The sequence below is a fragment of the Tahibacter amnicola genome (assembly GCF_025398735.1).
Classification (GTDB): domain Bacteria; phylum Pseudomonadota; class Gammaproteobacteria; order Xanthomonadales; family Rhodanobacteraceae; genus Tahibacter; species Tahibacter amnicola.
Window position 1 is genome coordinate 733143 of the sequence record NZ_CP104694.1, and the last position, 14690, is coordinate 747832.

Consider the following 14690-nt stretch of genomic DNA (forward strand, 5'->3'; position numbering starts at 1 on the left):
ATCCGCCAGGCAGCGTGTGGAGGTTGCAGGTGGGACGGGGCAATACAGACGACGAAGCCGCTTCGCAGGACGACATGGCCAGGAACGTCCAGGCAACGCAGGCCGCACTGACACAGGCGCAGCGCGCTCTGGCCAGCGCCGATGCCTTGCGGTTGGCGACGCTCGCCACGGTCAACGACGGGGTTCTCGTCACCAATGCCGAAGGTGGCATAACCGGCTACAACGACCGCTTTCTCGCCCTCTGGGGTCTTCCCGCCCACGTCATGGCGTTGGACAACCATTTCGACCTGCTCGAAGTCCTCCAGTCGCAACTGAAAGACCCTGTCGCCGCCATCACGCGGACGCGCGAGGTATACCGCCATTTTGGCGATCGCGGCATGGAGGTGCTTGAACTGGCCGACGGACGCGTTTTCGAACTCCGCACGCACGAGCAGCGCGTGGACGGCATCGTGGTCGGGCACGTGTGGGCCTACAACGATATCTCCGAGCGGGCGCATGCCGAGGCGGCGCTGCGCGGTGCGCTCAAGAGCCAGGAACGCCTGGTCGATGCCGAACGCGCGGCCCGCACCGAGGCCGAGCGCGCTTGCCGCATGAAAGACGAGTTCCTGGCCACGCTGTCGCACGAACTGCGCACCCCGCTCAACGCCATCGTCGGATGGTCGCAGATACTGCTTTCCGGTCGCGCGGAACCTGCACATATTCAGCAAGGGCTGGAGACGATCGCGCGCAACGCCAAGGCCCAGGCGCGCCTGATCGACGATCTGCTGGATATGAGCCGGATCGTGTCAGGCAAGGTGCGACTGGAGCTGCAGGAGCTGGACCTTCCCGCCGTGATCGACGCCGCCGTGGACGCTGTCCGCCCGTCAGCGGATCTCAAGAGCATCCGCCTGCGCAAGATCATCGACCCGGTGGCGGGCCCTGTCGTGGGCGATCCCAGCCGGCTACAGCAAGTATTGTGGAATCTGCTGGCGAATGCGGTGAAGTTCACGCCGGCCAATGGGAGCGTGGACGTCACGCTCGAACGGGTCAATTCGCACGTCGAAGTGGTGGTCAGCGACACCGGTGCAGGCATCGACCCGCAGTTCCTGCCGCATGTCTTCGACCGATTCCGCCAGGCGGACTCGTCAACGGTGCGCACCTACGGCGGCCTCGGGCTGGGGCTTTCCATTGTGCGGCAACTGGTGGAAATGCATGGCGGCAGCGTCTGGGCCAGGAGCGACGGGCCCGGCCGAGGCTCGCGGTTTGCCATGGTGCTGCCGCTCGCCCCAATCCGGCTGGCGGGCGTGGGACGCGATTCACCGCCGCCTGCGCGCGCAGTACAGCAGGACTACGCCGGCATTGGCCTTGAGGGAATCTCGGTACTCGTGGTCGAGGACGAGCCTGACACGCGCGAACTGATCCGGAGAGTCCTGCTCGATTGCGGAGCGCAAGTCACCACCGTACCCAGTGCAGCCGAAGGGCTGCACGCCATCCAGTCCAACAAGCCCGACATTCTGCTCAGCGACATCGGCATGCCCGACAAGGACGGGTACCAGTTCATCCGGGAAGTACGTCGCCTGCCATCAATGAACGGCGGCAAAGTCCCCGCCGTCGCGCTGACCGCCTTCGCCCGATCCGAAGACCGCACCCAGGCGATGCTGGCCGGCTTCCAGATGCACATCGCCAAACCCATCGAGCCGCGGGAACTGGTTGCCACTGTCGGATCGCTGGCAGGACGGACCGCGCGGTTGGACGACTGAGGCGTTTGCCGGGGGCTCGACGGAGTTGGTGCCACCCACGGAGTTGGTGCCACCCAGGAATTCGGTGCCACCCAGGAATTCGGTGCCACCCAGGAATTCGGTGCCACCCAGGAGTTTGGTTCCAGCCGTCATGCGCGCAGGAATTCGGTGCCACCCACGGAGTTTGCAGGAATTCGGTGCCACCCACGGAGTTTGCAGGAATTCGGTGCCACCCACGGAGTTTGGTGCCACCCACCCAGGAACTCGGTGCCACCCACGAGTTTGGTTCCAGCCGTCATGAGGAACTCGGTGCCACCCACGAGTTTGGTTCCAGCCGTCATGCGCGGGTGCTGCTTACCCAGGCGGAGAGCGCAACGCGGCTGATTCCCGGCAAAGGCTCCGATCGGGCTTGGTACCACCCACCGTATCCTTGACCCGGTGGCGAGTGATGCAGGTGCCCGGATAGTGCCAGCCATGATTCGCCACGGCGGAGCGTGAGTACGGATGGTCGGTGCCGGGTGTCGATCCACCAGACTGACGGCACGCCGCGTTCACGGCAGAGCCAATGGAGCCGGCCGCGGCGACTCGCCGCGGCCGGCCTGTTCAACTAGCGGCAGTATTGCTGGTACTCGTAGTAGCCCCGCGTCCAGTCGCCGTCCTCATATCCGCCGTTTCCGTTCGGATCGCAATAGCCGCCCGGAGAGGTCATCGGACACCCGGGGGTGCTTGGGCCGTGCTGGCAATAGTTGTCGGCGCGATTGCAGGGGCAGCTCGGATACGGATTGGTGCTACCGGTAGCGATTGACCAGGACTCGGTGGTGCCGAACCACTCGACGCCATCCCGAACCATGCGTACGCCGAAATTCGCCGCGCCGGATGCGGGGGCGGTGATGTTGAAGGTGAACGTGTGGCTGGCGCCGGGAGCGATCGAGAGATTGCTGCACAGGTAGGCGCGCGCGTTGGACGGCGAGACGTTATAGCCGCCGCAGCTCCAGCCGCTCCAGGTTACCGTGTTGTTTGACGTCGAACCCAGACGGTAATTGTTCGCGGCCGTCCAGGTGCTGGTCCCGGTGTTGGTGACGCGCACGGAGACCTGGCGCGTTTCATTCGGCGCCATGGTGGCAGGCACCGAAGAGGCGCTGCGCACGACAGTAGCGTTGTTGCTTGCGCCGCCACCGCCAGTCCAGTTCAGCGCCGCCGTCGCGCCGCCGCCGTTCTCGTAGTAATCCATGCGGATCGTGTGGTTGCCCGCGGCCACCCAATGCACGGCGGTAAACGTACTGGGCGCCTGGTCGCGCCACTGGTCAATGACCGGTACGTTGTCGACCCATACCCGAACGCCGTCGTCAGCTGTCGCTGTAAACGTATAGTTTCCGGATGTTGCGAAATTGGCAACACGCTCGAAGCGGATGGCGTAGTTGTCCGGTCCGGTGCAGTTGCTGGCCGCGCCATTGCCCCAGTTGTAACTGAAGCCGTTGGCTCCGACGGCCTCATGACGCACGTCGACAGGCGCGCCACTGAACTGTCGGTTGTTCCAGATCTGCAGCCGCCAGCGATCGCTGGGAATGGGCAGGGTGGAGGTCGAACAGGTCGGGGGCGTCGAACCGCGATTGGCGGGATTCCGGAACTCTTCCTTGATATCGGTCAACGCCTGTGGAATGTTGCGAAGCGCGAACCCCGGGAACCCCGTGCGCACGCGATCGGTAAACCAGCACAACGCGCGCACTTCAGGTAACGTACCGCGCGTGGCGTTGTAGTTGCGGATCTCCTCGTAGGCCTTGTTTGCCCAGTCGGCTTGGTAGTTCTGCTGCGGAACGGGATCAGTACCACCCGTGTAGGTATTGAACTCCGTGATATAGACCGGCTTGCGCTTCGCGGCCGGAATGGCGCTTATCACATCGCGGTAGTAGCGGAAGGCGCTGTCAAACCACCAGCTCGGAATCGCGCGGCAAGGTTGGCGCGGATCCGTGCAGCTGCCGCGGATACCGCCGGTGTGGATGGCAAAACCGTCCGAACCGGTCAGCGCGCCAGCCATGGTTCCCATCCAGGCGGGGTCTGTAAAAGGGGAGTTGAAGGTCGCGAGGAGTTGCACGCCGGCCGGCTTGGCGGCCCACAGATGATTGAAAGCCGCGGCGTACTGTCCGGCCGTGATGGGCTGCTGGTCGTAATCGAGATTCGGCTCGTTCCCCACGATAAACAGATTCGTGATCGACGCGAGCTTGCTGGTGCACTGGAAGAAGTCCGATCGCCACTGATTGTATTCCGCGGAATTCACCGGTACAGCGACCTGCCGACCGTTGGCCGACTTGTAGTCGACGCGGAAGATCACCTGCATGCCCTGATTCTTCGCTGCCTGCGCCATGGCTGCCAGGCCACTGACATCCCCACGGCAGGCATCTGTTGCATGTACCAGCTCCACCGCCCACCCGCGTTCGCCATGCGGTGCAGCAGGATCGACCATCGACGTGTCGCCGGAGAAGTCGTGCACGCCAACCAGTGAGTTGGCGGCGGTGGAGGGGCCCGCGGCCAACATCGCAGAAATACCCAGGGCAAGCGCGCTCGCGCCCGTCGACAACCATTGCAGTTTTCGCATCGTAGATATCCGTGACTGAGTGAGATTTCGCCAGACCGCACGACCAGCCACGCCCGCCCGCCGCCGGCGAACATTTAGCAGCCGCCGATACGCCAGTTTCGCGTCGTTTGTAAGGCCGTGCCTATTCGGCAGATCCCTGTCAGCTGCCGATGTCCGGAGTTTGCTGCGCGGCGTCGTTCGATGGTTCCGGTGCGTATCCGACGAGCCCCCGCCCTTGGTCGCGCAGCACCAAAATACACGATGTTATCGGTGGACAAAATGACAAAGCGCTCACATATCCCGTCGATTGCTCGACATTCTGGCGCCGTTGTTCAGAAACGAAATCCTTCGTCGGTCTTTAGAATAATCTTGCGAGACGGGACACGCTCATGCGAGAAAACGCGCGCAAACGTCGCATGCCGTTTCATCCGTATCGAAGGTGCTGCCCGGCGCCGGATGTGCTTGGCGCCTGCGTGTCCGGTGCCAGCCATGTATGCGCGGAAACGGTGCCATCCATGAATCGCGGCGCGGAAACGGTGCCATCCATGAATCGCGGTGCCGATGTGCTGTGCTCTGGCAATTGGGCGGGTGTCTTTCAACTCCGGCGGTGACGCATCGGGCGCAAAATGAAAATCAGATTATTCCGAACTAAGTTCGCGGAAATCGCCGATGCTCTGACAATGGCACGTGCGTGACGATGGCCGCATGAGACCATCCCGCTACCAGCTCGTCAGCGCACAATCGCCGCGCTTTTATCATTGCATCTCCCGATGTGTGCGCCAGGCGTTCCTGTGCGGGGTCAATCCGCTCACGGGCCAGAGCCTGTCGCACCGCCGTCGCTGGATCGAGGAGCGGCTGCTCGAACTGGCGGAGATCTTTGCTGTGGGGGTCTACGCGTATGCGGTCATGAGCAACCACGTCCACCTGGTGCTCTACCTAGACCCGACCGTGGCCATGGCGTGGAGCGCCGGTGACGTTGCGGAGCGCTGGGTACGCCTTTGTCCTGCTCGCAGGAACGGGCTGGTCGATATCGACGCGTGCCGCAACAAGCGACACCTCATTGCCACGGACGCCGGCCAGGTGGAAATCTACCGCAAGCGGCTGATGGACCTCGCTTGGTTCATGCGCTGCCTGAACGAACCGGTTGCCCGTCGCGCGAATGCGGAGGACGAGTGCACGGGCCGCTTCTGGGAAGGCCGCTACAAATGCCAGGCGCTGCTGGATGATGCGGCGGTCCTGGCGTGCATGACGTATGTCGATCTCAATCCGATCCGCGCGGGTATTGCAAAAGATCTGGCGGCTTCCGAATACACGTCGGCACGTCGGAGAATCCGCTCAGAGAAGGACGCGGATTCGCCGTTGCTGCCCCTGGGTGGCCTCGCGTGCGGCGGGCTGCCAGTCAGTCGTCGGGAATACATCGACCTTGTCGATTGGACCGGCCGGCAGCGTAGAGTCGACAAGCGCGGGCATATCAGCGCCACGGCTCCGCCGGCTCTCCTTCGGTTGAACGTCACCGATCGCTATTGGTTGCGCCAGGCTGGCGGGATGGAGACGCTGTACTGGCGAGCCGTTGGAGCGGCGCAGGCCCTTGCGGATATGGCACGTCTGATCGGCCAATGCTGGCTCAAGGGGGGCGGCAGGGATCAAGTGCCGCAGGCGTAGGCAACTTCGCTGATCTAAGGGAAAAGACGAACCGTGAACAGTACGGGTGCTCCCCGGGGCTCGGCCACGGCGGAGATCCAGCGGCCGGGAATGGCATGCCCCGGCTCGAGCCAGTTTCCCGACATTTTTGAATGCCCCGACGGCGACGCTCATCATCTCGCGCAGATGCGGTCTTCAGCTCGCCAATATCAGACGGTGCCAGCCACACAGACGGTGCCAGCCATATCAGACGGTGCCAGCCACGACGGAGCTGGTGGTGGTTGGCACCGGCCACCCACCGATCCACCGTGGCTGGCACTTTCCACCCGATCACAGGGTGCCAGCCATGGAAGCCAGTGCCGGCCATGAATACGACTGAACGTAAAGGCTGAAGGCCCCGCGGAGGCGGAAGCAGGAGGACCGAAGCTGACGGCTGCCTGTGGCGGCGACGATTGACCGGCGACGGGGCGCGGCAAGGTTGCGTCGGCGGTGATCTACCCTGGTTCGGTCGATGGCGGAACGGCCGGGCCGTTCCGCCGTTGGCACGGTTACTCGCCGAGCGTCAGCAGCGACGCGTTCCCGCCTGCAGCCGTGGTGTTGATCGTGACGGTCCGCTCGGTGACGAAGCGCGTAAGGTAGTGCGGGCCGCCGGCCTTCGGGCCGGTGCCGGAGAGTCCCTCGCCGCCAAAGGGCTGTACGCCGACGACCGCGCCGATCTGGTTGCGGTTGACGTAGCAATTGCCCACTTTGACATTTCTGGAGATTTTCTCGATCGTCGAGTCGATGCGGCTGTGCACGCCGAGCGTGAGGCCATAACCGGTTGCATTGATCTGGTCGATGATCTTCTCCAGATCCGCGGCCTTCCAGCGCAGCACGTGCAATACCGGGCCGAACACTTCGCGCTTGAGCTGGCACAGCGAGTTGATTTCGAAGGCGCGCGGGGCGAAGAAAGTGCCATGGGCGGCTTCCTCGCCCATCTTGGCGACCTTGATAAGGCGCGCTTCCTTCTCCATGCGGGCCGAATGCTCGTCGAGGATCTTCTTCGCGTCCTCGTCGATGACCGGGCCGATGTCGGTCGACAGCAGGCGCGGTTCGCCGATCTTGAGCTCATCCATGGCGCCGGCCAGCATCGCGATCACCTTGTCGGCGATGTCTTCCTGCACAAACAGGATGCGGGCGCAGGAGCAGCGTTGACCGGCTGAGTAGAACGCCGAGTTCACGGCATCCTTCACCACCTGTTCTGGCAGCGATGACGAGTCGGCAATCAGGGCGTTCTGGCCGCCCGTTTCGGCGATCAGTACGGCGATGGCGGCGTCTCGCGCAGCCAGGGCGCGATTGATGGCGCGCGCGGTTTCGGTCGAGCCGGTGAAGGCCACGCCGGCGACGCGCGGATCTTTGCACAGTGCTGCGCCGACGGTAGCGCCGTCGCCGGGGAGCAGCTGCATCACAGCTGCTGGAACACCGGCCTCGTGGAGGATCTGCGTCGCGCGGAACGCGACGAGGTTCGTCTGCTCCGCGGGCTTTGCGATCACGGCATTGCCGGTAACCAGTGCGGCCACCACCTGGCCCATGAAGATCGCCAGCGGGAAGTTCCACGGGCTGATGCAGACGAAGACGCCGCGGCCATGCAGGAACAGCTGGTTCGATTCGCCCGTCGGGCCCGGCAGTACTTCCGGATGACCCAGGAGCTTGCGCGCCTGATTGGCGTAATAGCGGCAGAAGTCGACGGCTTCGCGCACTTCGGCGATGGCATCGGGAATGGTCTTGCCGGCTTCGCGAACGCACAGGGCGATCAGCTCGCCACGGTGGGTTTCCAGCAGGTCCGCGGTGTGCTCAAGAATCTTGGCGCGGCCGGCGGCGGGCATGCGATCCCAGTCCGGCTGCGCGGCGGCGGCATTGCCAAGGGCTTTCTCGACCGTCGCGCTGTCGGCGGCCTGCCAGCTGCCAACCGTGCGGCGGCGGTCGGCCGGGTCGGTGACCGGCGTCGGTGTTGCGGACGAGGTCGCACCCGGTACCAGCGGCGTTGCCTTCCAGCTCTGCACGGAGGCGGCGATCGCGTCGGCGAGTGCCTTGATTTCGTTGTCGTTGCCGAAGTTCACGCCCATGGAATTCTTCCGTTGCTCCCCGAACAGGCCCACCGGCTGCGGAATGCGCGGGTGCGGCTTGGTGCTGAAGTTGCGCACGACCTCGATCGGGTCGGCGACCAGGTCGCGGATCGAGAGCGACTCGTCCACGATACGATTCACAAAACTGGTGTTTGCGCCGTTTTCCAGAAGGCGACGCACCAGGTACGGCAACAGGTCCTCGTGCGAGCCCACCGGCGCGTAGACGCGGCACGGCACGTTCAGGTTCTTCTCGCCGATGACTTCGGCGTACAGGTCGGCGCCCATGCCGTGGAGGCGCTGGAACTCGAACGGACGCCCTTTGGCCATGTGGTGAATGGCCGCGATGGTGTGCGCGTTGTGCGTGGCGAATGCCGGATAGAACAGCTCGCCGTAGTCGAACAGGCGCTGCGCGCAGGCAAGGTACGACACATCGGTGTTGGGCTTGCGCGTATAGACGGGATAACCCGAGTGGCCGCCCTCCTGGGCGCGCTTGATTTCCGAGTCCCAATAGGCGCCCTTGACCAGGCGCACACACCAGCGCTGGCCATTGGCGCGGGCGCGCTCGGCCAGCCAGTCGATCACGAACGGGGCGCGTTTCTGGTAGGCCTGTACGGCCAGGCCGAAGCCCTGCCAACCGGCCAGCGACGGGTGCGCGTGTACGGCGGCGATGATGTCGAGCGAGATCTCCAGGCGATCGGCTTCCTCGGCGTCGACGGTCAGACAGATGCCCTGGGCCTTGGCCAGCTGCGCCAGTTCCAGCAGCTTGGGTTGCAGCTCGGCCTCGACACGGGCGCGCTTGGCCACTTCGTAGCGCGGATGCAGGGCCGAGAGCTTGATCGAGATCGAGGGCGCGTCCAGCACGTTCGGGAACGGACCGCGGCCGCCCAGCGCCTTGATCGCATCGATGTAGGCGCGGTGGTAGCGCTCGCCGTCGGGCGTGGTGAGCGCGCCCTCGCCGAGCATGTCATAGGAATAGCGGTAGGCGCGGTTGTCTTTCTCCTGCGCGCGGTCCAGGGCTTCCTTGATGGTGCGGCCCATCACGAACTGGTGACCCATGATGCGCATGGCCTGGCGCACGGCCAGCCGGATCACCGGCTCGCCCGCGCGTCCGACCAGGCGCTTGAGCGCGCCCATGAAATTGCGCTGGGTTTCGTCGGCGAGGGTGACCAGCTTGCCGGTCAGCATCAGGCCCCAGGTGCCCGCATTGACCAGGACGGAGTCGCTCTTGCCGAGATGGGATTCCCAGTTGGCGTCGCCCAGCTTGTCGGAGATCAGCTTATCGGCGGTCTCCTTGTCGGGGATGCGCAGCAGCGCCTCGGCCACGCACATCAGGAGCACGCCTTCCTCGGAGGACAGGTCGTACTCGCGCATGAAAGATTCAACCGCGGATTTCTGGTCGGCCTTGGCGCGTACCCGGGCGACCAGCTCGCCGGCGCGAGCCAGCACCAGGTCGCGTTCGGCGGGCGGCAGCGCCGCCTGGGCGACCAGTTCGTTGACGGCTTCGGTTTCGTCGCGGCAATAGGCCGCGGTCATGCGCGCGCGGGTCGCATCGGCCGGCGCGGGCAGTTCGGGGCTGAGAATGTCGGTCACAAAGGCTCTCTGGGTTGGCGTCCCGGTGACCCGACCGGCGACGCAGGGAGCCGGATTGTAGAGGTGGGGCTCTAAAGCGGCCAAGTGACATAAGCGCACGTGGCGAGGGATGCGACATCCGGTCGCCGCGTCCGCCCAGTCGCCGGACAGGCATGCAGCGGGCGTTCGGGCGCGGTCCTCGGCCGGATCAGCGGGATGACAGGGCGCCGGGGGCCAGTTGGTGAGGTCTGCCAGTTCGATCCGGGCCGCTTCACGACAGGCTGGCCGTCGGATTGGCGAGGGGCCGGGATTCTGGCCGATCCGGCGATCGGGGAGGGCCGGGCCATTGGCTGCGGCCGATCCGGCCGGGCGACACCGGTGGCCTCGCGGCGCGCTCCGCCCTGTCGTGACAACGGTCGCCGGCCCTTGCGATGGCGTGGTTCCATCGGGAAGCGGCACGTCTTTCGGGGCTGTCCGCGATCTTGCGGCGGGTTCCGGCGGACCGCGGCGAGGCGTTTGCCGGGGGCCAGAGAGCCCTCGTCCTTGCTGCGAAGTCCCTCAGTGACTATCATTTTACGGTTTCACGCACCGCGTCAGCGACGATCCCAGCCCAGTCAGGCTGTGAACGGTGCCGTACCGGCGTTTCCAGCGCCGCGTCCGGTCCCGGCCATGGCGGACTGGACCGTCCACGATGCGGGCGCGTGTGTTTGCGATGGTCTCTCGACGTCCCTTGAGCAGTGATGGCAGCCGCGCCCTCGCCTCGCGCGGTTGCGATGTCGTCCCAGCAGCAACGTCGAGCCGCCCGAACCACCGAATTCAAGGTTGCAACGAGTGATGGCAATGAAGTCTTTGACAACTACGCGTATCGGACGAGCCGTCGCTGCGGTGTCGCTGGCGCTGGCGACAGGCATCGCGAACGCGGCCGGCGGCCTCCCGGCGCGCTGGCAGCTCAACATGGACCCGGGCGTCACCGAGACAGCCCAGAATGCCTATCGCATGCACATGATCGCGCTGTGGATCTGCGTGGTCATCGGCATCATCGTGTTCGGCGCGATGGCGTGGGCGATGTTCAAGTTCCGCAAGTCCAAAGGCGCCGTTGCCGCGCAGTGGAGCCACAATACGACCGCCGAGGTGATCTGGACCATCGTCCCGATCGTCATCCTGGTGGCCATGGCCTTCCCGGCGACCAGCATGCTGGTCAAGCAGGCCGATACCTCCAACGCCGAGCTGACGGTCAAGATCACCGGTTACCAGTGGCGCTGGGGCTATAACTACATGGAATATCAGAACAAGCCGGTCGGTATTTCGTTCATTTCCAAGCTGGATGCCGACAGTGACAAGACGCGCCAGCTGAAGTCGGGCCTGGACCCGAACGCCGTCAAGATCGGCGAAGAAGCCACCTATCTGCTCAACGTCGACAAGCCGCTGGTGCTGCCGACCAAGACCCGCGTGCGCTTTGTCATTACCGCCGATGACGTCATCCATGCCTGGTGGGTGCCCGCGCTGGGCTGGAAGGTTGACGCGATTCCGCGCGTAATCAACGACGCCTGGACGGAAATCAAGGAGCCCGGCACCTACCGTGGCCAGTGCGCCGAGTTGTGCGGCATGGACCACGGCTTCATGCCGATCGTCGTCGTCGCCAAGCCGAAGGCCGAGTTCGAACAGTGGCTCGCCGGCCAGCAGGCCGCCACGGCTGAAGCCTCCGCCCCGAATGCCCATGCTGCTGCGCCGGCTCCCGCCGCTGCGCCGCAGGGCTAAGTCATAACGTTGTAGAGGTCGAAGCCCATGGCTACGCACGCCGCCACCGATCATAACGATCACCACGACGACCACGATCACAAGCCCACGGGCTTTTTCGATCGCTGGGTCTTCACCACCAACCACAAGGACATCGGTACCCTGTACCTGGTGTTCGCGTTCATCATGTTCTGCATCGGTGGAGCGATGTCGGGCGTGATCCGCGCCGAACTGCTCAAGCCGGGCCTGCAGCTGGTCGAGCCGTATTTCTTCAATCAGATGACCACGGTGCATGCCCTGGTCATGATCTTCGGCGGCGTCATGCCGGCCTTCGTGGGCCTGGGCAACTGGATGATCCCGCTGATGATCGGCGCGCCGGACATGGCGCTGCCGCGCATGAACAACTGGTCCTTCTGGATCATGCCGTTCGCATTCAGCCTGTTGCTGTTGACCCTGTTCCTCCCGGGTGGCGCGCCGGCCGGCGGCTGGACGCTTTACCCGCCGCTGTCGCTGCAGGGCGGTGCGTCGATCTCCTTCGCGATCTTCGCCATCCACATGATGGGCATCAGCTCCATCATGGGTGCGATCAACATCATCGCCACGATCCTGAACATGCGCGCGCCGGGCATGGACCTGCTCAAGATGCCGCTGTTCGTATGGACCTGGCTGATCACCGCGTTCCTGCTGATCGCCGTGATGCCGGTGCTTGCCGGTGCGGTGACGATGTTGCTTACCGATGCCTACAACCTCACCAACTTCTTCAATACCGAAGGTGGTGGCGACCCGGTCATGTTCCAGCACGTGTTCTGGTTCTTCGGTCACCCCGAGGTCTACATCATGATCCTGCCGGCCTTCGGCGTGGTGTCGGAAATCATCCCGACCTTCAGCCGCAAGCCGCTGTTCGGTTACCAGGCGATGGTGTACGCCACGGCCTCCATTGCGTTCCTGTCGTTCATCGTGTGGGCGCACCACATGTTCACGGTTGGCATGCCGCTGGGTGGCGAGCTGTTCTTCATGTACGCCACGATGATGATCGCGGTGCCGACCGGCGTGAAGGTGTTCAACTGGGTCTCCACGATGTGGAAGGGCTCGCTGACCTTCGAAGCGCCGATGCTGTGGGCGATCGCCTTCGTCATTCTCTTCACGATCGGTGGCTTCTCGGGCCTGATGCTCGCGATCGTGCCGGCCGACTTCCAGTACCACGACACCTATTTCGTGGTGGCGCACTTCCACTACGTGCTGGTGACCGGTGCCCTCTTCTCGATCATCGCCGCCGTGTACTACTGGTGGCCGAAGTGGACCGGCAAGATGTACAGCGAGCCGCTGGCCAAGTTCCACTTCTGGTGGAGCACCATCTTCGTCAACGTCCTGTTCTTCCCGCAGCACTTCCTGGGCCTGGCCGGCATGCCGCGCCGTATTCCGGACTACAACGTCGCCTTTGCTGACTGGAACTTCGTCAGCTCCATCGGCGCCTTCGGCATGCTGTGCTCGCCAATCATCATGTTCTACGTGCTGTGGCACTCCAAGAAGTACGGTGCCAAGGCGACGACGCAGGTGTGGGAAGGCGCGCATGGCCTGGAATGGACGGTACCGTCGCCGGCTCCGCACCATACCTTCACCGAACCGCCGGTCATCCACGCGTCCATGCTGGCGCATGGTGATCCGACGCACTGATGATCCGATGCCCGGAGCCGTCGTCTGACGACGGCTCCCGAGCCGGCAGCTGACCCATGAGCCCGCAATCGCCCTCGTTCGATCCCAAAGACCGCCGCGCCGGTGTGCGCCGGACGGCGTGGATCATTGGTGCGATCGTGCTTCTGATCTATATCGGCGGCTACATTCAGCGCATGGTGGCGGCATGAGCAGCGGGTTTGGCTGGCAGCGCAATGGCTGGGTTATCGCCGGCATCGCCTTCGCGTTTTGCTTTGCGCTGGTGCCGCTCTACAACATCGCCTGCGAGCATGTCCTGGGTATCAAGATGGACCAGGGCGCTACCGACGCGTCGGAAGTCGCCGGCATGCAGGTGGACACGTCGCGCTGGGTGACAGTGCAGTTCATCGCCAACACGCATAGCAAGCTGCCCTGGCGCTTCAACGCCGAGAAAGTGAGCATGCAGGTGCATCCGGGCGAGTTGTCGGAGGCGTTTTTCGACGCCACCAATACGTCCGATCGTGCCATCGTCGGCAATGCGGTACCGAGCGTCGCGCCGAACACGGCCTCGCTGTATTTCAACAAGACCGAGTGTTTTTGCTTCACCGAGCAGCTCCTCAACGCCGGTGAAACGCGCCGCATGCCGGTGCGGTTCATCATCGATCCGAGGCTGCCAAAAGATATTGGTACCGTCACGCTCGCGTACTCCTTCGTGGAGAACGACATCGCGACGAAGAAACTTGCCGAATCCAACCAGGCCGCCGTACCGGCGACCTGAACCAGCGTTCCAATCCGGGGTTTTTGATCATGGCAGCAGCACAAGGCAAGCACATCTACTACGTGCCACATGGCAGCAAGTGGCCGATCGTAGGTTCTATCGGCCTGTTCATTACCATGTTCGGTGCGGCCAACTGGCTCAACGAAGCCAGCATCGGCAAGCCGGTCTTCTTCGTCGGAACGGCCATCATGCTCTACATGATGTGGGGCTGGTTCGGCGACGTGATCCGCGAATCGATCAAGGGCTTGTACAACAAGCAGGTGGACACCTCGTTCCGCATGGGAATGATGTGGTTCATCTTCTCCGAAGTGATGTTCTTCGCGGCGTTCTTCGGCGCGCTCTACTACGCACGCAGCTTCGTGGTGCCGTGGCTGGGCGGCGAGGGCGACGGCGCGCTGACCAACTTCTATCTGTTCCCGCAGTTCGCCACGGCGTGGCCGACCAACGGACCGGGTGCGCTCGGCGGTGCCTATGAGACTGTTTCTGCCTGGGGCTTGCCGCTCGTCAATACGCTGATCCTGCTGACCTCCGGCGTCACGATCACGATCGCCCACCACGCCCTGCGCGCCGGTCACCGCAAGCAGCTGCTGGTCTTCCTCGGCCTGACCATTCTCCTCGGCGCGATCTTCCTGTACTGCCAGGCCTACGAGTACATGGAGGCCTATCACCATAACCTGACCCTGTTCTCGGGGATCTACGGCGCGACGTTCTTCATGCTGACCGGCTTCCACGGCATGCACGTCACGCTCGGCACCATCATGCTGCTGGTGATCTGGTTTCGCTGTGCGTTTGGCCACTTCGACAAGGAACACCACTTCGGCTTCGAAGCCGTTGCCTGGTACTGGCACTTCGTCGACGTCGTGTGGCTCGGCCTGTTCGTCTTCGTGTACGTGCTGTAAGCGCCGTCGCGCGAAGTGCCC

9 protein-coding genes are annotated in these 14690 nt (G+C 64.0%); 7 read left to right on the forward strand and 2 right to left on the reverse strand.

Annotated elements, in window-relative coordinates; genetic code table 11:
• Positions 1-74: 74 nt before the first annotated feature.
• Positions 75-1739, forward strand: coding sequence for a hybrid sensor histidine kinase/response regulator (locus N4264_RS03040; RefSeq protein ID WP_261695601.1), 1665 nt, complete (start codon positions 75-77; stop codon positions 1737-1739).
• A gap of 586 nt (positions 1740-2325) precedes the next feature.
• Here N4264_RS03040 and N4264_RS03045 read toward each other — a convergent pair.
• Complete coding sequence (locus tag N4264_RS03045) at positions 2326-4311, reverse strand: PA14 domain-containing protein (protein ID WP_261695602.1); 1986 nt, start codon at positions 4309-4311, stop codon at positions 2326-2328.
• Between the two features lie 684 nt (positions 4312-4995).
• On the opposite strand from N4264_RS03045, the gene N4264_RS03050 reads away from it, so the two are divergent.
• Positions 4996-5952: a transposase gene (locus N4264_RS03050; RefSeq protein WP_261695603.1), complete on the forward strand. Its 957-nt coding sequence runs from the start codon at positions 4996-4998 to the stop codon at positions 5950-5952.
• 527 nt (positions 5953-6479) lie between these two features.
• On the opposite strand, the gene putA is transcribed toward N4264_RS03050, so the two are convergent.
• Complete coding sequence (putA, locus tag N4264_RS03055; protein ID WP_261695604.1) at positions 6480-9626, reverse strand: bifunctional proline dehydrogenase/L-glutamate gamma-semialdehyde dehydrogenase PutA; 3147 nt, start codon at positions 9624-9626, stop codon at positions 6480-6482.
• Positions 9627-10439: 813 nt separating this feature from the next.
• On the opposite strand from putA, the gene coxB reads away from it, so the two are divergent.
• Genes coxB through N4264_RS03080 form a run of 5 tightly spaced genes read left to right on the forward strand, consistent with a single transcriptional unit; the run spans position 10440 to position 14669 of the window.
• Positions 10440-11363, forward strand: a complete 924-nt coding sequence (gene coxB / locus N4264_RS03060; RefSeq protein WP_425508305.1) for a cytochrome c oxidase subunit II — start codon at positions 10440-10442, stop codon at positions 11361-11363.
• 27 nt (positions 11364-11390) lie between these two features.
• Positions 11391-13016 (forward strand): cytochrome c oxidase subunit I, encoded by a 1626-nt coding sequence (gene ctaD, locus N4264_RS03065; protein ID WP_261695606.1) that lies wholly within the window; start codon positions 11391-11393, stop codon positions 13014-13016.
• Between the two features lie 56 nt (positions 13017-13072).
• The gene (locus N4264_RS03070; protein WP_261695607.1) at positions 13073-13204 is read left to right on the forward strand and encodes a hypothetical protein; all 132 of its coding nucleotides are present in this window, start codon (positions 13073-13075) and stop codon (positions 13202-13204) included.
• The gene (locus tag N4264_RS03075; protein WP_261695608.1) at positions 13201-13770 is read left to right on the forward strand and encodes a cytochrome c oxidase assembly protein; all 570 of its coding nucleotides are present in this window, start codon (positions 13201-13203) and stop codon (positions 13768-13770) included. Before N4264_RS03070 ends, N4264_RS03075 begins: the two co-directional genes overlap by 4 nt.
• A gap of 29 nt (positions 13771-13799) precedes the next feature.
• Positions 13800-14669: a cytochrome c oxidase subunit 3 gene (locus N4264_RS03080; protein WP_261695609.1), complete on the forward strand. Its 870-nt coding sequence runs from the start codon at positions 13800-13802 to the stop codon at positions 14667-14669.
• The last annotated feature ends 21 nt before the right edge of the window (positions 14670-14690 follow it).

Excerpts from the sequence above, each read along its gene's own strand:
- N4264_RS03040 (WP_261695601.1), top strand. The coding sequence starts at position 75 with ATGGCCAGGAACGTCCAGGCAACGCAGGCCGCACTGACACAGGCGCAG.
- N4264_RS03045 (WP_261695602.1), bottom strand. The coding sequence starts at position 4,311 with ATGCGAAAACTGCAATGGTTGTCGACGGGCGCGAGCGCGCTTGCCCTG.
- N4264_RS03050 (WP_261695603.1), top strand. The coding sequence starts at position 4,996 with ATGAGACCATCCCGCTACCAGCTCGTCAGCGCACAATCGCCGCGCTTT.
- coxB (WP_425508305.1), top strand. The coding sequence starts at position 10,440 with ATGGCAATGAAGTCTTTGACAACTACGCGTATCGGACGAGCCGTCGCT.
- ctaD (WP_261695606.1), top strand. The coding sequence starts at position 11,391 with ATGGCTACGCACGCCGCCACCGATCATAACGATCACCACGACGACCAC.
- N4264_RS03070 (WP_261695607.1), top strand. The coding sequence starts at position 13,073 with ATGAGCCCGCAATCGCCCTCGTTCGATCCCAAAGACCGCCGCGCCGGT.
- N4264_RS03075 (WP_261695608.1), top strand. The coding sequence starts at position 13,201 with ATGAGCAGCGGGTTTGGCTGGCAGCGCAATGGCTGGGTTATCGCCGGC.
- N4264_RS03080 (WP_261695609.1), top strand. The coding sequence starts at position 13,800 with ATGGCAGCAGCACAAGGCAAGCACATCTACTACGTGCCACATGGCAGC.